The sequence below is a fragment of the Acidovorax sp. GW821-FHT10A04 genome (assembly GCF_059415825.1).
This window is the reverse complement of the sequence record NZ_JBWKNZ010000001.1, coordinates 814,291-837,218: the sequence shown is the minus strand read 5'-3', so window position 1 is coordinate 837,218 and position 22,928 is coordinate 814,291. Positions and strand designations below refer to the sequence as shown.

The window sequence follows — 22,928 nt, the reverse complement described above, 5'->3', positions numbered from 1 at the left end:
ATGAGCCAGAGGATGCCGATCCAGTTGCAGGTCAACGGCCAGGCCTGCAGCGTGCAGGTGGAAGCCAACACATTGCTGGTGGATTGCCTGCGTGGCCCGCTGGCCCTGCGCGGCACGCACCAGGGCTGCGACACGGCCCAGTGCGGTGCCTGCACGGTGCAGGTGGACGGCCGGGCCGTGAAGTCGTGCAATGTGCTGGCCCTGCAGGTGCAGGGCCGGGCCGTGCGCACGGTCGAAGGGCTGGCCCCGGCACCCGATCGGCTGCACCCCATGCAGCAGGCCTTCAGCCGGCACCATGCGCTGCAGTGCGGCTTCTGCACGCCGGGCTTTCTGATGCGTGCGGTGGCCCTGGCCGATGAGCCCGAGGCCGCCGAGGAGTCCATCGACCCGCACTGGGTGCGCCATGCCCTGGGCGGCAACCTGTGCCGCTGCACGGGCTACGAGGGCATCGTGAAGGCGGTCTGCGAGGGACTGGTCGCCATGCGCGGAACGGAGCCGGCATGAACGCATTGGACTTCCATCGACCCGCTTCGCTGGCCGAGGCGTTGGCGCTGATGCCCGCGTCTGCGCAAGGCAGCCAGGCCTGGCTGGCTGGCGGCCAGTCGCTGCTGGCCGCGATGAAGCTGGGCATGGCCACGCCGGCGGTGCTGGTCGACCTGCAGGACGTGCCGGGCCTGCGCGACATCCGCGTGGAGACCGGTCCGGAGGGTGCGCCAGCGCTCTGGATCGGCGCCATGGCCACGCATGCCAGCGTGGCGGCCAGTGCCACCGTGCGGGGTTTCGCCCCGGGCCTGGCGGCCCTGGCCGGCGGCATCGCCGATGCGCAGGTGCGTGCCATGGGCACCATCGGCGGCTCGCTGGCGCACAACGACCCCGCGGCCTGCTGGCCCACCGGGGTGATGGCGGCGGGTGCCACCATCGTCACCGCGCGGCGCGAGATTGCGGCAGACGACTACTTCCAGGGTCTGTACAGCACGGCGCTGGAACCGGGCGAGCTGATCGTCGGCGTGCGCTTCCCCCGGCTGCAGGGCCTGCATTACCTCAAGTTCGAGCAGCCTGCCTCGCGCTTTGCGCTGGTGGGCGTGGCTGTGGCGCATACCGTGCCGGGCCAGGTGCGCGTGGCCGTGACCGGGCTGGGCATGGGCATCGCGCGCTGGCCTGGGGCCGAACAGGCGCTTGGCGGCCAGTTCGGCCTGGCGGCCTTGTCTGCCATCCCCTCCGATGACCTCACGGCGCTGGGCGACCTGCATGCCTCGGCCGGTTATCGCTGCCATCTGGCCGGGGTGCTGGCCCGGCGCTGCGTGGTCGCCCTCACGGGCGAGGCACTGCCGCGCCATGCGCCGCTGGCGCCACCGGCGGTTCGGCAGGCGCCTGCCACGCCAGACACCGAAGCCGTGCCCAAGGACGGCTTCGGCGGCAGCCAGGCGTTGGCGGCGCCGCCGGCCCAGGTCTGGCAGGCCATCCTCGATGCACAGAACCTGCAGGCCAGCATTCCCGGCTGCGAAGCGCTGGTGCAGCGCAGCGCCACCGACTACGAGGCCACGGTCAAGGTCGGCCTGGGCCCGCTGTCGGTGCGTTTCAAGAGCGAGGTCACACTGCGCGACCTGCAGCCGCCGCGCGCGCTGACCATGGTCTTCGTGGGCCAGGCCGGCGCCCTGGGCAGCGGCCAGGGCACGGCGCGCGTGCGCTTCGAGCCCACCGGCGACGGCGGCACGGTGCTGCACTGGTGGGTGCAGGTGCAACTCAGCGGGCGCCTGGCGCAGTTCGGCAACCGGCTGGTCGAGGCCAGCTCGCGCAAGCTCAGCGAAGAGTTCTTCGAGCGCTTTGGCCGGGTGCTGGGCGTGCCTGCCGGTCACCTGCCTCCTCCTTCCCCGTGGCACAGGCTGCAGCGCCTGCTGGCGCGGCGGTTTTCCCTGTCTCGAAAGTGAGTGTTCCCATGCCCTACCAACCGGCCGATCTGGCCTACGACCACTACAGCAAGCCCCTGAACTTCCAGCAGTGGCTCGATGCCCACAGCGCGCGCCTGCAGCCGCCCGTGGGCAACCAGCAGATCTGGAAGAACGCCGACCTGGTCTGCACCGTGGTGGGCGGCCCCAACGAGCGCACCGACTTCCATGACGACCCCTACGAGGAGTACTTCCACCAGTTCAAGGGCAATGCCTCGCTGCTGATCGCCGACCGCGGCAAGTTCGAGCGCGTGCACCTGCGCGAGGGCGACATCTTCCTGTTGCCTGCGCACGTGCGCCACTCGCCCCAGCGGCCCGAGCCGGGCAGCCTGTGCACGGTGGTGGAGCGCAACCGGCCGGTGGGCTCGATCGACGCCTTCGAGTGGTACTGCGCCGCCTGCGGCGGCCTGGTGGTGCGCAGCGAGTTACAGCTCACGAGCATCGTCGAGGATCTGCCGCGCACCTACACCGCGTTCTACGATTCGGCACCGGCCGAACGCACCTGCGCGCACTGCGGCGAGGTGCACCCGGGCCGCGACTGGCGCAGCTGGCATGCGCGCTGTGGGGTGCATTTCCCCGGTACGGCCGCATGACAGGGCACCGTTCACCGCTGCGGCTTGCCGTGGTCGGCTTTGGTGCCATCGGCCAGGCCCTGGCGCAGGAACTGGCGGGCGATGACCGTGTGCACCTGGCGCAGGTCATCGTGTCCCCGGCTTCCCTCGCGGCCGCCCAGACGGCTTGCGCGGCGCTCGCGCCGCAGGTGCGCGTGGCCAGCACGCTGGACCTCGGGCCGGTGCAGCGCCCCGATCTCGTCGTCGAATGCGCGGGCCATGCGGCGGTGCTGGCCCATGTGGTGCCCGCACTGCAGGCCGGCATCCCCTGCGCCATGGCCTCGGTGGGCGCATTGCACGACGCAGACCTGCTCACGCGGCTGGAGGCTGCTGCGCAGGAGGGCGGAACCCGGCTGCAGCTGGTGTCCGGTGCCATCGGCGCCATCGACGCATTGGCAGCGGCGCGCTTCGGCGGGCTCGACGAGGTGACCTACGTGGGGCGCAAGCCGCCGCTGAGCTGGGCGGGCACGCCGGCCGAGCAGGCCTTCGACCTGGCCCGCCTGGTGGCACCGCAGGTCATCTTTCGCGGCAGCGCACGCGAAGCGGCACGGCAGTTCCCGAAGAATGCCAACGTGGCGGCCACGGTGTCTTTGGCGGGTCTGGGGCTGGATCGCACCCAGGTGGAGCTGGTGGCCGACCCGGGCGTCACCCGCAACGTGCACGCCGTCATCGCGCGCGGCGCCTTCGGTCGGCTGGAACTGCAGATGGAGAACCTGCCGCTGGCGGCCAACCCCAAGACCTCGGCGCTCACGGTCTACAGCCTGGTGCGCGCAGTGCACAACGCCGCAGTGGGCATCGCCATCTGACATCTCAGTGGTCCATGGTGGCGCATGAAACGGGCGCTGCCAAGGCCAGTGCCCCCGTGCAAGGGCCGCCCCGCCGCACCGGGGGCGTCCCCCTCCCAGATTGCGAAGCAATATGAGAGAGGGGGAAGGCGCGAAGCGACTCAGGGGGTGCTCTTGTCGTTCATCCAGTTCAGGTCCAGCGGCCGGTCCTCGAACTCGGTGTTCAGCACCACCGTGCTGGTGGTGCGGGCCACACCCGCAATCGCCTTGATCTCGTAGATCACGTCTTCCAGCGCACGCGCATGCGTGGTGCGGATCTTGGCCAGGAAGTCGTACTCGCCGGCCACGCTGTGCAATTCCTCCACCTGGGGCATGGCGCGCAGGCGTGGCGCCACGTCGCGGCAGTGGATGCCGCCATCGTTGCGGATGGCTACGAAGGCCGTGAAGTTCAGCCCCACGCGCTCGTGGTCCACGCTGATCGAGAAGCGGCGGATCACGCCCTTGTCCAGCATCTTCTTCACCCGCTCATGCACAGCCGCCGTCGACAGGCCCACTTCGGCCCCGACGTCGGCGTATGAACGTCGGCCATCGGTGCCCAAGGCAGAAATAATTCTGGTGTCTATCTCATCTGTCTGAATATTTGCTTGCATAAGCGCATGAATTTGGTAAAAATTCCGAAATCCCTGTGATTTCCATAAATTTTCCGGTCAGGTGAAGAATATGCCGACATTTTTCAATGCGCAAGCAGGCGACCGCCGTGTGTGGGCTATCGCCATCGCCTTGCTGCTGGTGTACATCGTCTGGGGCACCACCTATTTCGCCATCGGCATCGCGGTGCAGACCATGCCGCCGCTGCTGATGAATGCCATCCGCTTCCTTTGTGCCGGGGCCATCATGCTGGCGGTGGCGCTGTGGCAGGGCCATGCCCTGCCCACGGCCGTGCAGTGGCGCAACTCGGCCGTGGTCGGTGGCTGCATGGTGTTCCTGGCCATGAACCTCATGGGCTTTGCGCAGAAGATGGGCATCGGCTCGGGCCTGATGGCCACGGTGGTCACCACCATGCCCATGTGGCTGGCCCTGTGGTCGCGCTGGGGCGGCGAGCGCGTGCCCGCCACCAGCTGGATCGGCCTGGCCCTGGGCGTGGTGGGCGCGCTGCTGCTCGCGCTGGAGGGCGACTTCTCGGCTACCTGGCTGGGCGCGCTGCTGGCCTTTGGCGCGCCACTGTGCTGGAGCATCGGCTCCTACGCCTCGCGCAGGCTGACCCTGCCGGCACCGGCCATGGCCTCGGCCGCGCAGTGGTTCACGGGCGGGGCCATGGGCCTGGTGGTGGCGCTGTGCTTCGAGCCCGTGAGCGCGCTGGGCCAGGTCAGCGCCAAGTCCTGGGCCGCCTGGGTGTACCTGCTGTTCTTCGGCACGCTGGTGGCGCTCAATGCCTACCTGTGGCTGCTGCAGAACACCTCGGCTGCGCTGGCCGGCAGCTACTCCTTCGTGAACCCCGCCGTCGCCCTGCTGGTGGGCGTGGCGCTGGGCGGGGAACTGCTCACGGGCTGGGTCTATGCCGCGCTGCCGCTGATCGGCGCGGCGCTGGTGTTCATCCTCTACGGCAAGACCATCCAGGCGCGCTGGGCGCGCCGAGGGGCCTCAGTACCCTCAGGCGGCGCGCCTGTCCGCTGATGGGCTTCAAGGTGCTGCGGTGATGACCTCGATGTGGCTGAGGTTCGAGACCGAGCGGCTCTGCTTGACCTCGCCGGGCACGATCAGCCGTGCCATCCCGTTGGCGCCCAGGCCTTCTCCGTTGGCGGCATAGGCGACCAGGGCGCCCTTGGCGCCGAAGCCGGGGTCGATCTCGCCCAGTGACACCAGGGCCTTGTAGCCATCGCTGCCGGTGGCCACGGCCACCATGGCCAGCGTGGGGTTCTTGGCCGTGGCGTCGGTCTTCAGGCCGGTGCTGCCGTTCAGCAGCGTCCACAGGTTCACGCCTGTGTAGGCGGTGCCCGCCACCGTGACCGTGCTGGCCGGCAGGGCCTGCAGTGCTGCCAGGTCGAAACTCGTTGGCTTGGTCACTGCGCCGGACACCGCCAAACTGCCGGACACGCCGCCACCCGCGGCCACTGCCGTGGAGCCCGAGGGCCGCACCTCCAGCCGCACGAGGTTGGAGACATAGCGCCCGCCCTTGACGTCACCGGGCGCCGTCACGCGGAAGGGGCCATCGGCGCTGGCGAGCGGGCCCGAAGAGCCGCTCTGCGTCTCCGCATAGGCCACCACGCTGGCCTTGTTGCCGAACTCGGGGTTGATCTCGCCCAGGCCGAAGGCCACGCGGTAGCCGTCACTGCCCGTGGCCAGCACATAGCGGTTCAGGCCATCGTTCTTTCGGGTGGCGTCGAGGGTGATGCCTGCATCGCTCAGCACCGACCACAGCGTGGCGCCCGTGTAGGTGCGCGACTGGCTTCCGCTGCCGCTCGTGAACGTGACCGACTGCGTGACGGCCGGCTGGCGCTGCAGCGCAGCGGTGTCGTAGTTGCCGGCCCTGTCCACCGCGCCCTGGATGCGGACGGACGGCCCCTCGTCGCTGCCGCCGCAGGCCGCCAGGGCCAGCAGCAGGGTGGTGGCCAGGCCGACGGCCAAGAATCGATGGGGACGTGGTGTCGTGGATTGCATGCGTTCTCCTCCATGTTGGTTCGCTATTCCATTTTGTCATAGCGAATTCATGGAGCGTGTGCATGCCGCCTCTGCCGCGGCACGGCGGAGGGAAATGGCCGCGGGTTCAGGCGTCCGGGATGACGGCGGTGGCTTCGATCTCGATCTTGGCGCGCTCTTCCATCAGGCCGGCCACCTGCACGCAGGCCATGGCCGGGAAGTTCTTGCCCAGCACCTCGCGGTAGACCACGCCCAGTTCCTTCAGGCGGGCGTTGTATTCGTTGCGGTCCACCACGTACCAGGTCAGTCGCACCAGGTGCTCGGGGCCGGCGCCGCCGGCTTCGAGCACGGCGCGCACGTTGAGCAGGGTCTGGCGCGTCTGGGCGATGAAGTCATCGCTCTCGAACTGCTGCGCTGCATTCCAGCCGATCTGGCCGCCGGTGAAGATCATCGTGCCGCGCGCGGCCACGCCGTTGGCGTAGCCTTTGGGGGTGACCCAGCCAGGGGGGTGCAAGTGGGTGTTCATGGTGTCTTGGTGGTCGGGTTGGCAGCGGCGGACGCTGCTGCGGCTTCGCGCTGGCGCAGCCGAAAGCGCTGGAGTTTGCCAGTCTCGGTGCGCGGCAGCGAGGTGGCGAATTCCACCAGGCGCGGGTACTTGAACGGCGCGATGGTGGCCTTCACGTGGTCCTGAAGGGCCTTGGCCATGGCGGCGTCGCCCGTGTGGCCGGGCTTGAGCACGCAGAAGGCCTTGACCACCATGCCGCGCTCCTCGTCGGGCACGCCGATCACGGCGCACTCGGCCACAGCCGGGTGGCGCAGCAGGGCGTCCTCCACCTCGGGGCCGCCGACGTTGTAGCCCGCGGTGATGATCATGTCGTCATCGCGCGCCTGGTAGAAGAAGTAGCCGTCCGCGTCCTGCACGAAGGCGTCGCCCGGGTAGTTCCAGCCGTCCTTCACGTACTTGGCCTGGCGCGGGTCGTCGAGGTAGCGGCAGCCCGTGGGGCCGACCACGGCGAGCTTGCCCACCGTGCCGCGCGGCAGTTCCTGGCCCTGGCCGTCCACCACCTTGGCCTCGTAGCCCGGCACCACCTTGCCGATGGCGCCGGCACGGCTCTCGCCGCCCGCGGCCGAGATGAAGATGTGGAACATTTCGGTGGCGCCGATGCCGTCGGTCATGTCGATGCCCGTGGCCTCCTTCCACAGCTGGCGCGTGGCATCGGGCAGGGCCTCGCCTGCGCTCACGCTGGTGCGCAGCGTGGGCAGGCTCAGCTGGCGTGCAAAGGGCGCCATCTGGCGGTAGAAGGTGGGCGCGGTGTAGCAGATGGTCACGCCGGCCTCGCGCATCAGGCGCACCATGGTCTCGGGCGTGTAGGGCTGGTCGGGGAAGTAGACGCTGGCCCCGGCCCACATCGGGAACACCAGCAGCCCGCCCAGGCCGAAGGTGAAGGCCAGCGGCGGCGAGCCCGCCACGATGTCCTCGGGCCGGGCGCGCAGCACATGGCGCGGCCAGGCCTCGCAGGCGGCCAGCACGTCGCGGTGCGTGTGCACGGCGGCCTTGGGTGCGCCCGTGGTGCCCGAGGTGAAGGCCATCAGCGCCACGTCGTCGGCCGCGGTCGGGCAGGCCGGCTGGTTACCCGGCAGGGCCTGCGCGCGCGTCAGCAGGTCGCCTGCATCGGGCGCGGTATGGAAGGGGACGATGGCCGCGAGCGCCGGGTGATCCGCCTGCGCCGCCTGCAGCTCGGCCAGCAGCCGGCCATCGCACAGCGCCAGCGTGGGCTGGGACCGCTCGATGATGCTGCCCAGTTCCACCGCACGCAGCAGCGGCATGGTGGCCACCGCGACGAGGCCGGCATGCACCACGCCCAGCCAGGCCAGCGCCATCTCCACCGTGTTGCCGCCGCGCAGCAGCACGCGGTTGCCGGGCACCAGGCCATGCTCTTTCGTGAGCAGCTCGGCAATGCGCGCGGCCTCGGTGCGTGCCTCGCGGTAGGTGTAGCTGCGCTGCGGGCCACGCAGCAGGGGCCGGTCGCCGTGGCCGGCGCGTTCGGCCTGGTCGAACAGGGCCTGCACCAGGTTGGCCTGGTCGGGGATCTGCAACTCCGGTGCGCCGTAGCGCAGCGTGGGCAGGGCCTGCGCTGGCGGCAGGCGGTCGTGAACGAAGTGGTCGGGCTGGGCGCTGGGGTGGGCCATGGGAATGCTCCTCTTCGATGGAGGTTCAGGACGCCTGCAGGGCGGCCTTGCCGATGATGAGCTGCTGCACTTCGGTCGCGCCCTCGTAGATGCGCAGCGAGCGGATGTCGCGGTACAGGCTCTCCACCTTGCTGCCCACTTCCACGCCGCGCCCGCCGTGCAGCTGCAGGGCCATGTCGATCACGCGCTGGGCGTTCTCGGTGGCGGTCATCTTGGCCATGGCCGCCTCGGCCGTCACACGGGTGCCGCCGCGCTTTTCGCCCTCGTCGCGCAGCCAGGCGGCGCGGTAGGTGAGCAGCGCCGCGCTGTCCACCAGCGCCGCCATCTCGCCGATGCGCGCCTGCGTGAGCTGGAAGTCCGCCAGCGTCTGGCCGAACATGCGGCGCTGGCGCGCATGGTGCACGGCCTCGGCCAGCGCGCGCCGGGCCATGCCCAGGGCGGCTGCGGCGACCGAGGCGCGGAAAATGTCGAGGGTGCGCATGGCCAGCTTGAAGCCGCCGTTCAACTCGCCCAGCAAGGCCGTGGCCGGCACCTGGCAGCCTGTGAAGGCCAGCGTGGCCAGCGGGTGCGGGGCCATCACGTGGATGTGCTGCGACGTGTCCAGGCCTTTGGCCGTGGCGTCGACGATGAAGGCGCTGATGCCGCGTGTGCCGCCGTCCGGATCGGTCTTGGCAAACACGCAGTAAAAGTCGGCGATGCCGCCGTTGCTGATCCAGGTCTTGCTGCCGTTGAGGGCATAGGCGCCGCCCGCGGCAGGCAGTGCCGTGGTGCGCATTGCGCCCACGTCCGATCCGGCCTCGGGCTCACTCAGCGCGAAGGCCGCGATCAGCTGACCGCTGGCCACGCCCTGCAGGTAGTGCGCCTGCTGGGCGGTGCTGCCGGCCAGGGTGATGGCGCCGCTGCCCAGGCCCTGCATGGCAAATGCGAAGTCGGCCAGCGGCGAGTGGTAGGCCAGCGTCTCGCGCAGCAGCACCAGCGCGCGCGAATCCAGCGCGGGCAGGGCGCCGCCGTGCGCGGCGGGCACGCAGTAGCGCAGCCAGCCGCCAGCGCCCAGGCGCTGTACCCAGTCGCGGCAGGCGGCGCGGTCGTCGGTTTCGTCCACGTCCTGGGCGGCAGCCCAGGGCACCAGGCCGCGCGCCAGCTCGCGGTGCGCGTCGTCGAAGAAGGGCAGGTCCAGGTGGGCCGTGGAGGGCGGGCAGGGCGCCGGTGGGGTGGCGATGTGCATGGCGTCAGTCCCCCTGGAACACGGGTTTCTGCTTGGCCGCGAAGGCCTCGTAGGCGCGGCGGAAGTCCTGCGTCTGCATGCAGATGGCCTGGGCCTGGGCCTCGGCCTCGATGGCCTGGTCGATGGTCATGGCCCATTCCTGGCCGAGCATGGTCTTGGTCATGCCGTGGGCGAAGGTGGGGCCGCTGGCCAGAGCGCGCGCGGTTTCCTGCACCTGGGCCAGCAGGTCGGCCGGTTCGTACAGGTCGTTGAAGAAGCCCCAGGCCAGGCCTTCCTGCGCCGTCATGGAGCGGCCGGTGAACAACAGCTCCGAGGCGCGGCCCTGGCCGATCAGGCGCGGCAGCAGTGCGCAGGCGCCCATGTCCGCCCCGGCCAGGCCCACGCGGGTGAACAGGAAGGCCGTCTTGGCCGCTGCCGTGCCGTAGCGCATGTCGCAGGCCAGCGCCATCATGGCGCCCGCACCAGCGCAGATGCCGTCGATGGCGCCCAGGATGGGCTGCGGGCAGGCGCGCATGGCCTTGACCAGGTCGCCCGTCATGCGCGTGAATTCGAGCAGCTCGGGCATGGTCATGCCGGTCAGCGGGCCGATGATCTCGTGCACGTCGCCGCCCGAGCAGAAATTGCCGCCCGCGCCCGTGACCACCACACACTTCACGTCGGTGGCAAAGCGCAGCGCGTAGAAGAAGTCGCGCAGCTCCGCATAGCTCTGGAAGGTCAGCGGGTTCTTGCGCTCGGGCCGGTTCAGCGTGACGGTGCCCACGCCATCGGCAAAGCTCCAGGCAAAGTGCTGCGCCGTGTACGGGGCCTTGGGTTCGAACTGTGCGCGCATGGGGTTGCCGGCGCCGATGTTGTGCTTCATTGTTCTGTCTCCACGGGGTTTTTGAGGGTGTGTTCCTTGACCTTGCCCAGCAGCCGGTGCAAGGTGGCGATGTCGCGCTCGCCCAGCGAGGCGAAGGCCTCGACGATCCACTGCTCGTGCTGGCGCGCCATCTCGTTGAACTGGGCGCGGCCCTGGGGGGTCAGGCGCACGCAGTAGGCGCGGCGGTCGCCCTCGACCTCCACGCGCTCCACCAGGCCTTCGGCCACGAGCTGGTCGGTGATGCCGGTGACGTTGCCGCTCGTGACCATCATGCGGCGCGACAGGTCCTTCATCTTCAGTCCGTCGGGCGAGCGCTCGAGCTGCGCCATCAGGTCGAAGCGTGGCAGCGTGGTGTCGAAGCGCTCGCGCAGGCCGGCGCGCACCTGCTTTTCGATCAGCTGGGTGCAGGTCAGCATGCGCAGCCACAGGCGCAGGGCCTCGGGGTGTTCGCTCGGCGCGGCGCCGTGCAGTCGGGCTTCGAGGTCCATGGCCTAGCCCTCTTCCTCATTGGAGCCGCGCTTTTGCTGCGCTTCCAGCGCGGCCTGCACCTGCTTTTGCTTGCCGATCTCGCGCAGCATCTGGTCCCGGCCGCTCCAGTACTGCACGGGCCAGTCGGTGTGTGCGGCGGCCACGGGGCTCAGCTGGGCCGCAGCGTGCAGCGTCCAGGCCGGGTCGGCCAGGTGCGGGCGCGCGATCGCGCACAGGTCGGCGCGGCCGGCGGCGATGATGCTGTTGGCATGGTCGGCCTCGCTGATCGCGCCCACGGCCATGGTGGCGACGCCCAGCTCGTTGCGGATGCGGTCGGAAAACGGTGTCTGGTACATGCGGCCGTAGACGGGCCTGGCGGCGCGCGTGGTCTGGCCGGAGGACACGTCGATCAGGTCGCAGCCCGCGGCCTTGAACAGGCGCGCGATCTCGATGGCGTCGTCAGGCGTGGTACCACCGGGCGCCCAGTCGTGCGCCGAGATGCGCACGCTCATGGGCCTGTCGACCGGCCACACGGCGCGCAGCGCGGCGAACACTTCGAGCGGGTAGCGGCAGCGGTTGGCCAGGCTGCCGCCGTAGTCGTCGCTGCGCTGGTTGGTGATGGGGCTGATGAAGCTGGCCAGCAGGTAGCCATGCGCGCAGTGCAGCTCCAGCCAATCGAAGCCGCAGGCGGCTGCGCGGTGTGCGCTGGCGGTGAAGGCCGCGGTCATGGCGTCCATGCCCTCGCGGGTCATGGCCGCAGGGGTCTGGTTCTGCTCGCCATAGGCCAGGGGGCTGGCGGCGAGCAGCGGCCAGTTGCCCTGTTCCAGCGGCTCGTCCGTGCCCTCCCAGCCCACGCGGGTCGAGCCCTTGGGCCCGCTGTGGCCCAGCTGCATGCCGATCTTCGCGCTGCTGCTGCCGTGCACGAACTGCACAATGCGCGTGAAGGCGGCCTGCTGGTCGTCGTTCCACAGCCCCGTGCAGCCGGGGGTGATGCGGCCTTCGGGTGTGGGGCTGGTCATCTCCACCATCACCATGGCCGAGCCGCCCAGGGCGCGCGCTCCCAGGTGCACCAGCAAGAAGTCCTGCGGCACGCCGTCGACCGCGCTGTAGGTGGCCATGGGCGAGACGACGATGCGGTTCTTGAGCGTGAGCCCACGCACGGTAAATGGCGTGAGCATCGGCGGCACGGCGGTCTTGCCGCCCGCCAGCCAGCCCTCGTAGCCTTCGAGCCACTGCGCATCGCGCAGGCGCAGGTTCTCATGGCTGATGCGCTGGCTGCGCGTGAGCAGCGAGTAGGCGAACTGCTCCACCTGCATGCCGGTGTAGCGCGTCACGTTCTCGAACCACTCGGTGGAGTTGCGCGCCGCGTTCTGGATCTTGAGCACCTCCACGCTGCGGCGGGCTTCGTAGTGCGTGAGCACTTCGGCGATGGGCAGTCCGGTGGCGAACTCGTTGGCCAGGTCGATGGCGTCCTCGAGCGCGAGCTTGGTGCCGCTGCCGATGGAGAAGTGCGCGGTGTGCGCTGCGTCGCCCATCAGCACGATGGGCACGGCCTTGCCGGCGATGGTCTCGCGGTGCACCCAGGTGTTGCAGATCACGCGCGGAAAGCGGATCCAGTTGGCCGAGCCGCGCAGGTGCGTGGCATTGCTGATGAGGGCGTTGCCATCGAGGTACTTGCCGAACAGGCGCTCGCAGAATGCGATCGCCTCGGGCTGCTCCATCTGGTCCAGGCCATGGGCCTTCCACACCGCCTCGGGCGTTTCCACGATGAAGGTGGAGGTGTCGGCGTCGAACTGGTAGGCATGGGCCTGGAACCAGCCGTGCTCCGTCTGCTCGAAAGCAAAGGTAAAAGCGTCGAACTTTTTGTGTGTGCCCAGCCACACGAAACGGCACTGGCGCAGGTCGATATCGGGCTGGTAGGTGGCGGCGTAGCGGGTGCGGATGCGGCTGTTCAGGCCATCGCTGGCAATCACCAGGTCGGCGCCGTACTTCGCGGCGGCTTCCTGATCGTCCTGCACGTCGGCCTCGAACACCAGCTCCACGCCCACCGCCAGGCAGCGGTCCTGCAGGATGTTGAGCAGCCGCTTGCGGCCGATGCCGCAGAAGCCGTGGCCGCCCGAGCGCACGCTCTGCCCCTTGAAGAACACCTCGATGTCGTCCCAGTGGTTGAACGCATCGCCGATCTGGCGCGCCGTGGCGGCATCTGCCGCCTGCAGGTTGGCCAGCGTCTGGTCCGAGAGCACCACGCCCCAGCCGAAGGTATCGAACGGTCGGTTGCGCTCGAGCACCGTCACGCGGTGTGCCGGGTTCTGCTGCTTCATGAGCAGGGCGAAATACAGACCTGCGGGGCCGCCGCCAATGCAAAGTATGTTCATGGGAAAATAGTTTAGGCTTAAACAAAATACTGTCAATGGGGCCATCCCGGAAAAACGCCTGAGCGGTGGTTTCCGCTGGGACAGGGTGTTGACGCACTGCAGCACAAGGCCAAAAATAACCGGCATGAAGCACCTGCTGCACGCCCTGGAAGGGCGGCTGGCGGCCTTGCCCGTGCCCATGGCGGTCCAGCTGCCGGCAGGCCAGCAACTGGGCGCCAGCAAGCCTGCCGTCATCCTGCGGTTCAGGGACCGCATGGCCCTGGTCGCCCTGGCCACGGGCGAGATCGGCAACGTCGGCGCTGCCATCGTCGAGGGCCGCGTGGCGATCGAAGGCGGCATGCGCGACCTGATGGCCGCTGCCGCCGGCCTGCTGACCCGCGACCCGGCACACGGACAACGGCACCACTGGTGGCACCGCGCGCTGGCGCGCGCCCGTTCCATGGCCGCGCACACTCGGGGACACGACGCGCGGCACGTGCGTTTCCACTACGACCTGTCCGACGATTTCTATGCGCTCTGGCTGGACGAGCGGCGCGTGTACTCCTGCGCTTACTACCGCGGCGCCGGCATGGACCTGGACCAGGCGCAGCGGGCCAAGCTCGACCATATCTGCCGCAAGCTGCGCCTGGCGCCCGGCGAGCGCTTCCTGGACATCGGTGCCGGCTGGGGTGGCCTGCTGCTGTGGGCGGCCGAGCACTATGGTGTGGACGCCACGGGCATCACCCTCTCACGCCACCAGCACGCGCACGTTCAGCGCCTGATTGCAGAACGCGGCCTGCAGGGCCGCGTGCGCATGGAGCTGCGCGACTACCGCGAGCTGGAGCCTGCGGTGCCCTTCGACAAGATTGCCTCGGTCGGAATGTTCGAGCATGTGGGGCGCGCGCAGATGGGCCGCTATTTCGCCGCGGTGCACCGCCTGCTGCGGCCGGGCGGCCTGCTGCTCAACCATGGCATCACCGCCGGTGCGGTGGACAACACCCAGCTGGGCGCCGGCATGGGTGACTTCATCGAGGAATACATCTTTCCTGGCGGCGAACTGCTGCACGTGAGCGTGGTGCTGGCGGACATGGCACGCGCCGGCCTGGAAATGGTGGACACCGAGAACCTGCGCCCGCACTATGCGCGCACCCTGTGGGCCTGGTCCGACAGGCTGGAGGCAAGGTTGCCTGCGGCGCGCGAGGTGCTGGCCGCACAAGGGGGCGACGCGCAGTGCGATAAGGTGCTGCGTGCGTACCGCCTGTACCTCGCTGGAAGCGCCCTCGGCTTCGAGCGAGGCTGGATGGCCCTGCACCAGATGCTGGCCACGAGGCCCGACGGGGATGCGGCAAGGGGCAGACCACCCGGCGCACAATCGGACTACCCGTTCACCCGGGACTACATGTACAAAGAGAACACTGCCACTTGAGAGGACATCTGCACACCATGCTCTACAAATTCAAGTCCAAAGCCGCCGCCGACCTGATCATGCTGGAACCCCAGGGCCGCCAGATCCTGGAGATCATCGGCAAGACGCCGGGTGCCAACGGCATCGTGACCGCGGCGCAGATCCCTGGCGCGATTGCAGCGCTCGAGGCGGCGGTGAAGGCCAGCGAGGCCCAGCCGCCGGTGCAGGAGGGCCAGGACGCCGAGGGCGAAGAAGAACCTGGTGGCCGTGCCGAGACGGTGAAGCTGCGCCAGCGCGCAGCGCCGTTCATCGAGATGCTGCGCAAGAGCGCGGCGGAGCAGGCAGACGTGGTCTGGGGCGTGTGACCAGGGCCTGTGTCTGAACCGGGGAAGCCTGTGGACAAGATAGACCTGAAGAAGGATCTCAAGCACCTGTACCAGCCATCGGCCCGCAGCGTGGTCGAGGTCGAAGTCCCCGCGTTCCGGTTCCTGATGGTCGATGGAGCGGGCGACCCGACCGGCTCCATTCCTTATGCGCAGGCCGTGGAGGCCTTGTTTGCGGTCTCCTACACCGCCAAGTTCATGGTCAAGAAGGGCGCGCAGGCCATCGACTACGCGGTGATGCCGCTGGAAGGCCTGTGGTGGGCGGATGACATGTCGGCGTTCGTCGCCAATGACCGCGCCCGGTGGAAGTGGACGATGATGGTCATGCAGCCTTCCTTTGCCACGCCTGAGGTCGTTGCCCGTGCCATGGAAGAGGTCCGGCGCAAGAAGGCGCTGCCGGGCGTGGAACGCATGCGCCTGGAGGAGTTTGCCGAAGGGCGGTGCGCGCAGGTGCTGCACCTCGGTCCCTTCACAGAGGAGGGGCCCACCATCGAGCGGGTCCACGACTTCATCGATGCGCGGGCCTCACGGGCGGGAAAGCACCATGAGATCTACCTGAGCGACATCCGCAAGGCCGCGCCCGAGAAGTGGAAGACGGTCATCCGCCAGCCCATGGCCTGACGGTGTCGCGCCTGGCCGCGTCAATCGACCTTTGCCCCCGACGCCTTCACCACCTGCGCCCACTTCTTGTGCTCGGCGTCGATGTGCCGGGTGAACTCGGTCGGCGTGTTGCCGCCGGGGATCGCTCCCTGGGCCATCAGGCGCTCCTTCATCGCGGGCGAGGCCAGGGACTTGGCGACTTCCTGCTGGATGCGGTTCACGATGTCGGGCGGGGTGCCGGCGGGGGCCAGCAGGCCGAACCAGGAGCTGGCCTCGTAGCCCTTGAGCGTGGGGCCGCCGGCCTGTTCCACCGTGGGCACTTCGGGCAGCGCGCCGGAGCGCTGGCTGCTGGTCACGGCCAGGGCGGTGAGCTTGCCGGCCTTGATCTGGGCCATGGAGGAGGGCAGGTTGTCGAACATCACGTCGGCGTTGCCGCCCACCAGGTCCAGCAGCGCGGGGCCGGAGCCGCGGTAGGGCAGGTGCAGCATGAAGGTGCCGGTCATGCTCTTGAACAGTTCGCCCGCCAGATGGATGGAGGTGCCGTTGCCGCTCGATGCCATGTTGAACTTGCCGGGGTTGGCCTTGGCGGCGCGGATGAAATCCTGCACATTGGCGATGCCCAGGGACTTGGCCTTGTCCATGTTCATCACCATCACGTTGGGCACGGCGGCCACCAGGGTGATGGGCGCGAAATCCTTGATCGGGTCGTAGGGCAGCTTGGCGTACAGCGCGCGGTTGATGCCGTGCGTGCCCACCGTGCCCATGAGCAAGGTATAGCCGTCGGCCGGGGCCTTGGCCACGATCTCGGCGCCCACGTTGCCGCCGGCGCCCGCGCGGTTGTCCACCACGAACTGCTGGCCGAAGACGCGCGACAGGTCGGGCGTGAGCGCGCGGGCCAGGATGTCGGTGGTGCCACCGGGCGCAAACGGCACGACGATGCGCACCGGCTTGTTGGGCCATGCGCCGCCGGCAGGTGCTGCGCCCGGTTGCTGTGCGTGGGCGGACCGGGGCAGCAGCAAGGCGCTGGCGGTGGCCACGGCCAGCGCCCCCAGCGCGCTCAGGGTGAACGCCATGGCAATGGCCTTGCGGCGGCTGCGGGCGCGGGTTTTCGCGGCGATTGCGGGGTGGGTGTTGCGGGCGTGCTGTGCCATGGAAATGCTTTCTTGAAGAGCCGGGTGTATGCCTGCAGTTCTACGCGGGCGCGCGCGCTCCGGGCAGATGGATTACCCGAAGACGGGGGCGTGGAATGCGTGCGAGGCTGGTGGAAATCAGGCTGGGTGCTCGGCCACCTGGGCGCAAAAAAGCCACCAGGCCCCGGGGGCGTGGTGGCTTGCGCAATACGTGGGTTCCGGGCGATCAGTCGGCGTAGGTGCCGGCCGCCTTGATCACGGCAGTCCACTTGTCGATCTCGGCCACCACGAACTTCTTGTGCTCGGCGGGTTCGACGCGCTTGTCGGTCACGACCACGGCGCCCAGGCCTTCCTGCTTCTTGATGAAGTCGGGGTCCTTCAGGGCGACCTTGAGCGCGTCGTTGATCTTCTTGGCGACGTCAGGTGGCGTGCCCTTGGGACCGTACAGGCCGTGCCAGATGGTCACTTCGAAGTTCTTCAGGCCCGACTCGGCCAGGGTGGGCAGGTCCTTGAGCAAAGGCGTGGTCAGGCGCTTCTGGGTCGTCACGGCGTAGGCCTTGACCTTCTTGGCTTCGATCTGTCCCGAGGTGTTGGTGGTCTGGTCGCACAGCAGGTCGATCTGGCCGCCGATCAGGTCGGTGATGGCCGGTGCCGTGCCCTTGTAGGGAACGGGGGTCATGTCGATCTGCACGGCGCTCTGGAACATCAGGCCGCACAGGTGCGAGGCAGAGCCCAGTCCGGCATTGCCCAGGTTGATCTTGCCCTTGTTCTGGGCGAGCCAGGCCGACAGTTCCTTGTAGTTGTTGGCGGCCATGGTGGGGCGCGCGATCAGCGTCATGGGCACGTCGTTGACCATGCCCAGGTACTCGAAGTCGTTGGGCACGCTGAAGGCCAGCTTGCGGTACAGCGCAGGCATGGTGGACATGCCGATGTGGTTGAGCAGCAGGGTGTAGCCGTCGGGTGCGGCGCGGGCGACGCGGGCGGCACCGATGGAGCTGCCGGCGCCGGCGGTGTTGTCCACCACCACGTTGGCGCCCAGCGGCTTGCGCAGGGCTTCGGCCAGGTCACGCGCCACGCGGTCGGTCGGGCCGCCGGCAGCGAAAGGCACCACGATGGTGACCGTCTTGTCCTTGGATGGATATTCCTGGGCTGCGGCGCCGAAGGCGGCCGCTGCCGCTGCGGCGACAAGGGCGAGTTGGATCAGTTTTTTCATGAGTGCTCCTCTGTAAAAGACGGGCCATGATATCCAGCGACCCTTTCGCCAGTATTGCGGGAATTACGTACCATGCGGGGGGTAGTGGCTTTAAGCAAAAGAAGGCTCAAGCGCACTATATTTCGTCATGTTCAGCTATCAATGGGATAGCAATTTAAGGGTAAACACTGGCCCGGAAAAGGGGCAGAGTTTTCCCTTGGATTGACCTGGGTCAGGGGTTTGGAGAGGGGCCTGGGAAAATACGCTCCAAGCCTTCTCCATATTTGCAGAATATGCCTATATATGGGGAATATGGATTGCTCCATTAATCCCCCATGAGGCCAATGGATTAAGCCGGCCGCGTCAGCGGTAACTGCGCGCGTCCTCGATCACCCGTCCGTCGTTGGGCAGGCTGCCAGGCGGCACCATCTGCACCTCGCCGCGCAGCTTGGTCACCTCGCGGATGGCGCTTTCGAGCTGCTGGGCCAGGCCTTCGGCGGTCTCGGTGGTCTCCACCTGCAGCAGCATCTGGTCGTTGGCCATCTCGCCACTGACCACCAGGCGCGCACGCAGCACCTGTGGAAAGCGCCGTGCAATGGTGGCCACCTGTCCGGGGTGCACGAACATGCCGCGCACCTTGGTGGTCTGGTCGGCGCGGCCCATCCAGCCCTTGATGCGGCTGTTGGTGCGGCCCGTGGGGCAGGTGCCGGGCAGCACCGCCGAGAGGTCGCCGGTGCCAAAGCGCACCAACGGGTAGTCGGGGTTCAGGGTGGTCACCACCAGTTCGCCGACCTCGCCCTCGGGCACGGGGTCGCCGGTGCCGGGGCGCACGATCTCCACGATCACCCCCTCGTCGAGCACCAGGCCTTCGCGCGCGCTGGTCTCGTAGGCAATCAGTCCCAGATCGGCCGTGGCATAGCACTGGTAGCCTGCAATGCCGCGCTCGGCGAACCAGTCGCGCAGCGAGGGCGGGAAGGCTTCGGCCGAGACCAGCGCCTTGGTGACGGTCGGCAGGGGGACTCCCATCTCCGTCGCCTTTTCGACGATCAGCTTGAGGAAGCTCGGCGTGCCGATGTAACCCGCGGGGCGCAGCTCGGCCATGGCCTGCACCTGCTGCTCGGTCTGGCCGGTGCCGCCGGCAAACACCGTGCAGCCCAGGGCGTGGGCACCGGTCTCCATCATGGAGCCGGCGGGCACGAAGTGGTAGCTGAAGCTGTTGTGGATCAGCTCGCCGGGGCGAAAGCCGGCGCTGAAGATGGCGCGCGCCATGCGCCAGTAGTCACGCCGCGTGCCTTCGGGTTCATAGATGGTGCCGGGGCTGGCAAACACGCGCGGCATGGCCGCGCCGAAGCCGAGGGCGCTGAAGCCGCCGAAGACGTTGCCGGCACGGCCGGCCTGCTGGCGCTCGAGCAGCTCGTGCTTGCGCGTCACGGGCAGTTGCGCGAGGGCTGCGCGGCTGGTGATCGCCGAGGCGTCGACCCCGGCCAGGATGCCGGCGAAGGCGGGCGAGGCCTTCTGGGCATGGGCTACCTGTGCGGGCAGGGCCGCGAGCAGGGCCGCTTCGCGTGCGTGCGGATCGCGGGTTTCAAGAGCGTCGTAGTGGGCTGCGGTCATGGAATGCTTTCGGGTGCGGTCAATGCCAGGGTGGTGTCAAGCAAGCCAGCGCTTGCGCCGCTTGTAGCTCTTCACGTCCTTGAAGCTCTTGCGCTCGCCGCCACCCACGCCCAGGTAGAACTCCTTGACGTCCTCGTTGCTCGCCAGGTCGCTGGCGGCCCCGTCCATCACCACGCGGCCGCTTTCCATGATGTAGCCATAGTCGGCGTACTTCAGGGCCATGTTGGTGTTCTGCTCAGCCAGCAGGAAGGTCACCTTCTCCTTGGTGTTCAGGTCCTTGACGATGTTGAACACCTCTTCCACGATCTGCGGCGCCAGGCCCATGGAAGGCTCGTCGAGCAGCACCATGCTGGGGTTGGCCATCAGCGCACGGCCGATGGCGCACATCTGCTGCTCGCCGCCCGAGGTGTAGGCCGCCTGCGAGGTGCGCCGCGTCTTCAGGCGTGGGAAGTAGTTGTAGACCTTCTCCAGGTTGGCGGCGATCTCGGCCTTGCTGGAGCGGGTGTAGGAGCCCGTCATCAGGTTCTCCTCGATGGTCAGGTGGGCAAAGCAGTGGCGGCCTTCCATGACCTGCACCACGCCGCGCTTGACGAGGTCGGCCGGCGAGAGGTTCTCGATGCGCTCGCCGCGCAGTTCGATGCTGCCCTTGGTGACCGCGCCGCGCTCGCCCTGCAGCAGGTTGGAGACGGCCCGCAGCGTGGTTGTCTTGCCCGCGCCGTTGCCCCCGAGGATGGCGACGATGCTGCCCTCGCGCACCTGCAGCGAGACGCCCTTGAGCACCAGAATCACGTGGTTGTAGATGACCTCGATGCCATTGACGTTGAGAACGATGTTTGTAGCTTGTTCCATGTGTCGTTACCGGTTGACCAATCGGCAGGCCTGGTGGCGTACGCATCGCGTCCGCTGCAGGCCTGTCGGCTGGCGGCTCCAGGTGGAGCCGCACCGTGGTGATGGCCGCAGGGCGTTGTGCCCTGCGCGCCATTCACATCAGGACTGGCAATCCGCCGCGTCGCGGCGGGTCATCTTCTTGTCCCCCAGGTATTTGTCGGCACCGGCCTTGACCATGGGCTTGATGATCTGGTCATCGGCCTGGTACCAGTCGGACGAGAAATTCCACTTGCTGCCGTCCCAGGAGTGCACGCGCGCCCAGGTCGATCCCATGTGGTCGGCGCAGCTGGTGGACAGGGGGCGCATCAGGCCGCCGAATCCCATGGCGTCGAGCTTCTTCTGGTCCAGGGCCAGGTTCTCCATGCCCCAGCGCACTTGCTCGCCGGTCATGACCTTGCCCTTGCCGAAGCGTTCCTGCGCGCGGCGCACCGACTCCACCGCCAGCATCTGGATGATCACGCCGCGCGTGTACAGCACCGAGCCCACTTCGTCCTTGGGGCCCGTGCCCTGGCTCTTGTCGTGCACATGCTTGAGGATGTCCTGGATCACCTTGCTTTGCGTGCCGTAGCCGTTCAAGGCCAGGGCGTGGTAGCCCTTGGCGCCCTCACCCACGTCGCGCACGTCGGGTTCGGCACCGGCCCACCACACGCCATAGAGCTTGTCGCGCGGGAAGCCCGTGGCCTGGGCTTCCTTCAGGGCGGTGGAGTTCATCACGCCCCAGCCCCACAGCAGCACGTAGTCGGGACGGCTCTGGCGCACCTGCAGCCAGGTGGCCTTCTGCTCCACGCCAGGTGCGGTCACGGGCAGCATCTGCAGCTCGAAGCCATGCATCTTGGCGCGCTCCTGCAGCAGCGGGATGGGTTCCTTGCCGAACGGGCTGTCGTGGTAAACCAGCGCGATCTTCTTGCCCTTGAGCTTGTCCAGTCCGCCCGCGCCCTTGCCGATGTGCTGGATCAGGATGTCGGCGCCGGTCCAGTAGCTGCCCATGAAGGGGAAGTTCCACTTGAAGGCCTGGCCGTCCTGCGCCACCGACAGGCCGTAGCCCAGCGTCATCAGCGGGATTTTGTCCACGGGCGCCTTCTCGGTCAGCGCAAAGGTGATGCCGGTGGCCTGCGGGTCGAACAGCGCCACGCCGGGCTTGCCCTTCAGGCGCTCATAGCATTCCACGCCTCGGTCGGTGGCATAGCCGGTCTCGCATTCTTCAAAGGTGAGCTTCACGCCGTTGATGCCGCCGTCCCGGGCGTTGATCATCTTGATGTAGTCCTGCTTGCCGTTGGCCCATGGCACGCCGTTGGGCGCGTAGGGACCGGTACGGTAGGACAGCAGCGGGAAGAACTGCTCCTTGGCTTGCGCGAAGGCGCTCGTCGCAATGGACGAAGCACCTGCAGCAACCACCGTGGCGGCGATCACGAGTTTCGAAAGCTTCATGGATGTCTCCTTTGGATGAATATGTTGAAGCACGGGAAAAACCAAGTTAACGGCAACGCGGAAAGAGGGTATGAGGACTTGCGTGTAAGGGGTTTCCTGAGGGGGCGGGCCGGACGCGGTCCTCAGTGCGGGAAGGGCCACAGCCGCAGCTTCTGCTTGCCCGTGGACCAGAGCTTGGCCAGGCCATGGGGCTCCACGATCAGGAACCACACGATGAGCGCGCCGAAGATCATCAGCTCGGCGTGCGACACGCCGGCCGTGGAGATGGTGATGCCGAACAGGCCCAGCAAGGCCGGCAGGAACTGGTTGAGCACAATGGGCAGCACCACGATGAAGGCCGCACCGAAGAAGCCACCCATGATGGAACCCAGGCCGCCGATGATCACCATGAACAGCAGCCGAAACGAGATCTCCACCGAGAAGGCCGCCGGCTCCCAGGCACCCAGGTGCACGAAGGCCCACAGCGCACCGGCCATGCCGATGATGAAGGAGCTGACGGCGAAGGCGCTGAGCTTGGCGTACATCGGGCGGATGCCGATCACGGCGGCTGCCACGTCCATGTCGCGGATGGCCATCCATTCGCGGCCGATGGCGCCGCGCACCAGGTTCTTGGCCAGCAGCGCGACCACCACCAGCACCGCCAGGCAGAAGATGTACTTGCTGGTGGCGCTTTCGATGGGCATGCCGAAGACCTGCAGGCTGTTCACCGAGACCGAGCCCGAATCGGAGTTGTTGGTGAACCACTTGATGCGCAGGAACATCCAGTCGCTGAAGAACTGCGCCGCCAGCGTCGCCACCGCCAGGTACAGGCCCTTGACGCGCAGGCTGGGCAGCCCGAACAGGATGCCGAAGAACGTGGCACACAGGCCGCCGAGGATCAGCGTGGGAATCAGCGGCATGCCGGGGATGCGCACGAAGAAGTTGTAGGCCCCGTAGGCCCCTACGGCCATGAAGGCGCCCGAGCCCAGCGAGATCTGCCCGCAGTAGCCGACGAGGATGTTCACCCCCAGGGCCGCCAGCGCCATGATGACGAAGGGTATGAGGATGGCGCGGAAGAGGTAGTCGCTGGCCAGCATGGGCACGGCGATGAAGGCCACGGCCAGGATGAGGCCGATGGCGATGCGGTCCTGCGCGATCGGGAAGATCTGCTGGTCGGCGCGGTAGCTGGTCTTGAACTGGCCGTTTTCGCGGTAGAGCATGAAAGTCTCCTGTT

General features: G+C 68.1%; 22 protein-coding genes and 1 pseudogene. 9 read left to right on the top strand and 14 right to left on the bottom strand.

What is annotated here, in order from left to right; all coding sequences use genetic code 11:
- The 5 genes and pseudogenes from AC07PF_RS03815 (at nucleotide 1) to AC07PF_RS03795 (ending at nucleotide 3,363) form a co-directional block, all read left to right on the top strand.
- On the top strand, nucleotides 1-504 hold the full coding sequence (locus AC07PF_RS03815) for a (2Fe-2S)-binding protein (protein WP_494610939.1): 504 nt from the start codon (nucleotides 1-3) through the stop codon (nucleotides 502-504).
- Nucleotides 501-1,304: pseudogene (locus tag AC07PF_RS03810) on the top strand (FAD binding domain-containing protein); the annotation flags it as partial. The gene AC07PF_RS03815 and the pseudogene AC07PF_RS03810, both read left to right, overlap by 4 nt.
- On the top strand, nucleotides 1,284-1,928 hold the full coding sequence (locus AC07PF_RS03805) for an SRPBCC family protein (protein WP_494611000.1): 645 nt from the start codon (nucleotides 1,284-1,286) through the stop codon (nucleotides 1,926-1,928). The pseudogene AC07PF_RS03810 and the gene AC07PF_RS03805, both read left to right, overlap by 21 nt.
- An 8-nt stretch (nucleotides 1,929-1,936) precedes the next feature.
- Complete coding sequence (locus AC07PF_RS03800) at nucleotides 1,937-2,539, top strand: 3-hydroxyanthranilate 3,4-dioxygenase (protein WP_494610938.1); 603 nt, start codon at nucleotides 1,937-1,939, stop codon at nucleotides 2,537-2,539.
- Nucleotides 2,536-3,363, top strand: coding sequence for an aspartate dehydrogenase (locus AC07PF_RS03795; protein WP_494610937.1), 828 nt, complete (start codon nucleotides 2,536-2,538; stop codon nucleotides 3,361-3,363). The genes AC07PF_RS03800 and AC07PF_RS03795 overlap by 4 nt, the downstream gene beginning before the upstream one ends.
- A gap of 140 nt (nucleotides 3,364-3,503) precedes the next feature.
- On the opposite strand, the gene AC07PF_RS03790 is transcribed toward AC07PF_RS03795, so the two are convergent.
- The gene (locus tag AC07PF_RS03790; protein WP_494610936.1) at nucleotides 3,504-3,992 is read right to left on the bottom strand and encodes an Lrp/AsnC family transcriptional regulator; all 489 of its coding nucleotides are present in this window, start codon (nucleotides 3,990-3,992) and stop codon (nucleotides 3,504-3,506) included.
- 70 nt (nucleotides 3,993-4,062) lie between these two features.
- Here AC07PF_RS03790 and AC07PF_RS03785 point away from each other — a divergent pair, with 70 nt between their 5' ends.
- On the top strand, nucleotides 4,063-5,016 hold the full coding sequence (locus tag AC07PF_RS03785; RefSeq protein WP_494610935.1) for an EamA family transporter: 954 nt from the start codon (nucleotides 4,063-4,065) through the stop codon (nucleotides 5,014-5,016).
- A gap of 6 nt (nucleotides 5,017-5,022) precedes the next feature.
- On the opposite strand, the gene AC07PF_RS03780 is transcribed toward AC07PF_RS03785, so the two are convergent.
- The 7 genes from AC07PF_RS03780 to AC07PF_RS03750 form a co-directional block, all read right to left on the bottom strand.
- Nucleotides 5,023-6,000, bottom strand: a complete 978-nt coding sequence (locus AC07PF_RS03780) for a molybdopterin-binding oxidoreductase (RefSeq protein ID WP_494610934.1) — start codon at nucleotides 5,998-6,000, stop codon at nucleotides 5,023-5,025.
- Nucleotides 6,001-6,106: 106 nt separating this feature from the next.
- Nucleotides 6,107-6,505 carry a RidA family protein gene (locus AC07PF_RS03775; protein ID WP_494610933.1) on the bottom strand — a complete coding sequence of 133 codons (399 nt, stop codon included), beginning with the start codon at nucleotides 6,503-6,505 and terminating at the stop codon, nucleotides 6,107-6,109.
- Nucleotides 6,502-8,169, bottom strand: coding sequence for an AMP-binding protein (locus tag AC07PF_RS03770; RefSeq protein ID WP_494610932.1), 1,668 nt, complete (start codon nucleotides 8,167-8,169; stop codon nucleotides 6,502-6,504). The genes AC07PF_RS03775 and AC07PF_RS03770 overlap by 4 nt, the downstream gene beginning before the upstream one ends.
- A 25-nt stretch (nucleotides 8,170-8,194) precedes the next feature.
- On the bottom strand, nucleotides 8,195-9,394 hold the full coding sequence (locus tag AC07PF_RS03765) for an acyl-CoA dehydrogenase family protein (protein WP_494610931.1): 1,200 nt from the start codon (nucleotides 9,392-9,394) through the stop codon (nucleotides 8,195-8,197).
- A 4-nt stretch (nucleotides 9,395-9,398) separates the two neighbouring features.
- Nucleotides 9,399-10,253, bottom strand: coding sequence for an enoyl-CoA hydratase family protein (locus tag AC07PF_RS03760; RefSeq protein ID WP_007854306.1), 855 nt, complete (start codon nucleotides 10,251-10,253; stop codon nucleotides 9,399-9,401).
- Nucleotides 10,250-10,741 carry a MarR family winged helix-turn-helix transcriptional regulator gene (locus tag AC07PF_RS03755; protein ID WP_494609232.1) on the bottom strand — a complete coding sequence of 164 codons (492 nt, stop codon included), beginning with the start codon at nucleotides 10,739-10,741 and terminating at the stop codon, nucleotides 10,250-10,252. The genes AC07PF_RS03760 and AC07PF_RS03755 overlap by 4 nt, the downstream gene beginning before the upstream one ends.
- Before the next feature lie 3 nt (nucleotides 10,742-10,744).
- Entirely contained in the window at nucleotides 10,745-13,096 is a 2,352-nt protein-coding gene (locus AC07PF_RS03750; protein WP_494610930.1) for a bifunctional salicylyl-CoA 5-hydroxylase/oxidoreductase, read from the bottom strand.
- 124 nt (nucleotides 13,097-13,220) lie between these two features.
- On the opposite strand from AC07PF_RS03750, the gene AC07PF_RS03745 reads away from it, so the two are divergent.
- Genes AC07PF_RS03745 through AC07PF_RS03735 form a run of 3 tightly spaced genes read left to right on the top strand, consistent with a single transcriptional unit; the run spans nucleotide 13,221 to nucleotide 15,484 of the window.
- Nucleotides 13,221-14,501, top strand: coding sequence for a class I SAM-dependent methyltransferase (locus tag AC07PF_RS03745; RefSeq protein ID WP_494609234.1), 1,281 nt, complete (start codon nucleotides 13,221-13,223; stop codon nucleotides 14,499-14,501).
- Nucleotides 14,502-14,518: 17 nt separating this feature from the next.
- The gene (locus AC07PF_RS03740; protein WP_494610929.1) at nucleotides 14,519-14,845 is read left to right on the top strand and encodes a DUF1840 domain-containing protein; all 327 of its coding nucleotides are present in this window, start codon (nucleotides 14,519-14,521) and stop codon (nucleotides 14,843-14,845) included.
- 30 nt (nucleotides 14,846-14,875) lie between these two features.
- Complete coding sequence (locus AC07PF_RS03735) at nucleotides 14,876-15,484, top strand: GyrI-like domain-containing protein (protein WP_494610928.1); 609 nt, start codon at nucleotides 14,876-14,878, stop codon at nucleotides 15,482-15,484.
- A 20-nt stretch (nucleotides 15,485-15,504) separates the two neighbouring features.
- Here the strand turns inward: AC07PF_RS03735 and AC07PF_RS03730 are convergent, their stop codons facing one another.
- The 6 genes from AC07PF_RS03730 to AC07PF_RS03705 form a co-directional block, all read right to left on the bottom strand.
- A complete protein-coding gene (locus AC07PF_RS03730; protein WP_494610927.1) occupies nucleotides 15,505-16,614 on the bottom strand; it encodes a Bug family tripartite tricarboxylate transporter substrate binding protein in 1,110 nt (369 codons plus the stop codon).
- 205 nt (nucleotides 16,615-16,819) lie between these two features.
- The gene (locus tag AC07PF_RS03725; protein ID WP_007854321.1) at nucleotides 16,820-17,806 is read right to left on the bottom strand and encodes a tripartite tricarboxylate transporter substrate-binding protein; all 987 of its coding nucleotides are present in this window, start codon (nucleotides 17,804-17,806) and stop codon (nucleotides 16,820-16,822) included.
- Nucleotides 17,807-18,148: 342 nt separating this feature from the next.
- A complete protein-coding gene (locus tag AC07PF_RS03720) occupies nucleotides 18,149-19,399 on the bottom strand; it encodes a phenylacetate--CoA ligase family protein (RefSeq protein WP_007854323.1) in 1,251 nt (416 codons plus the stop codon).
- Nucleotides 19,400-19,435: 36 nt separating this feature from the next.
- Entirely contained in the window at nucleotides 19,436-20,248 is an 813-nt protein-coding gene (locus AC07PF_RS03715; protein WP_007854326.1) for an ABC transporter ATP-binding protein, read from the bottom strand.
- A gap of 138 nt (nucleotides 20,249-20,386) precedes the next feature.
- Complete coding sequence (locus AC07PF_RS03710) at nucleotides 20,387-21,715, bottom strand: ABC transporter substrate-binding protein (protein WP_007854329.1); 1,329 nt, start codon at nucleotides 21,713-21,715, stop codon at nucleotides 20,387-20,389.
- Between the two features lie 122 nt (nucleotides 21,716-21,837).
- Nucleotides 21,838-22,914 (bottom strand): branched-chain amino acid ABC transporter permease, encoded by a 1,077-nt coding sequence (locus tag AC07PF_RS03705; protein WP_007854332.1) that lies wholly within the window; start codon nucleotides 22,912-22,914, stop codon nucleotides 21,838-21,840.
- Nucleotides 22,915-22,928 lie beyond the last annotated feature (14 nt).

Bases quoted from the DNA above. Each gene is read 5' to 3' on its own strand.
- AC07PF_RS03790 (WP_494610936.1), bottom strand. From the start codon at position 3,992: ATGCAAGCAAATATTCAGACAGATGAGATAGACACCAGAATTATTTCT.
- AC07PF_RS03730 (WP_494610927.1), bottom strand. From the start codon at position 16,614: ATGGCACAGCACGCCCGCAACACCCACCCCGCAATCGCCGCGAAAACC.
- AC07PF_RS03780 (WP_494610934.1), bottom strand. From the start codon at position 6,000: ATGCAATCCACGACACCACGTCCCCATCGATTCTTGGCCGTCGGCCTG.
- AC07PF_RS03800 (WP_494610938.1), top strand. From the start codon at position 1,937: ATGCCCTACCAACCGGCCGATCTGGCCTACGACCACTACAGCAAGCCC.
- AC07PF_RS03710 (WP_007854329.1), bottom strand. From the start codon at position 21,715: ATGAAGCTTTCGAAACTCGTGATCGCCGCCACGGTGGTTGCTGCAGGT.
- AC07PF_RS03755 (WP_494609232.1), bottom strand. From the start codon at position 10,741: ATGGACCTCGAAGCCCGACTGCACGGCGCCGCGCCGAGCGAACACCCC.
- AC07PF_RS03770 (WP_494610932.1), bottom strand. From the start codon at position 8,169: ATGGCCCACCCCAGCGCCCAGCCCGACCACTTCGTTCACGACCGCCTG.
- AC07PF_RS03795 (WP_494610937.1), top strand. From the start codon at position 2,536: ATGACAGGGCACCGTTCACCGCTGCGGCTTGCCGTGGTCGGCTTTGGT.
- AC07PF_RS03740 (WP_494610929.1), top strand. From the start codon at position 14,519: ATGCTCTACAAATTCAAGTCCAAAGCCGCCGCCGACCTGATCATGCTG.
- AC07PF_RS03815 (WP_494610939.1), top strand. From the start codon at position 1: ATGAGCCAGAGGATGCCGATCCAGTTGCAGGTCAACGGCCAGGCCTGC.
- AC07PF_RS03785 (WP_494610935.1), top strand. From the start codon at position 4,063: ATGCCGACATTTTTCAATGCGCAAGCAGGCGACCGCCGTGTGTGGGCT.
- AC07PF_RS03720 (WP_007854323.1), bottom strand. From the start codon at position 19,399: ATGACCGCAGCCCACTACGACGCTCTTGAAACCCGCGATCCGCACGCA.
- AC07PF_RS03705 (WP_007854332.1), bottom strand. From the start codon at position 22,914: ATGCTCTACCGCGAAAACGGCCAGTTCAAGACCAGCTACCGCGCCGAC.
- AC07PF_RS03775 (WP_494610933.1), bottom strand. From the start codon at position 6,505: ATGAACACCCACTTGCACCCCCCTGGCTGGGTCACCCCCAAAGGCTAC.
- AC07PF_RS03750 (WP_494610930.1), bottom strand. From the start codon at position 13,096: ATGAACATACTTTGCATTGGCGGCGGCCCCGCAGGTCTGTATTTCGCC.
- AC07PF_RS03765 (WP_494610931.1), bottom strand. From the start codon at position 9,394: ATGCACATCGCCACCCCACCGGCGCCCTGCCCGCCCTCCACGGCCCAC.
- AC07PF_RS03760 (WP_007854306.1), bottom strand. From the start codon at position 10,253: ATGAAGCACAACATCGGCGCCGGCAACCCCATGCGCGCACAGTTCGAA.
- AC07PF_RS03715 (WP_007854326.1), bottom strand. From the start codon at position 20,248: ATGGAACAAGCTACAAACATCGTTCTCAACGTCAATGGCATCGAGGTC.
- AC07PF_RS03725 (WP_007854321.1), bottom strand. From the start codon at position 17,806: ATGAAAAAACTGATCCAACTCGCCCTTGTCGCCGCAGCGGCAGCGGCC.
- AC07PF_RS03745 (WP_494609234.1), top strand. From the start codon at position 13,221: ATGAAGCACCTGCTGCACGCCCTGGAAGGGCGGCTGGCGGCCTTGCCC.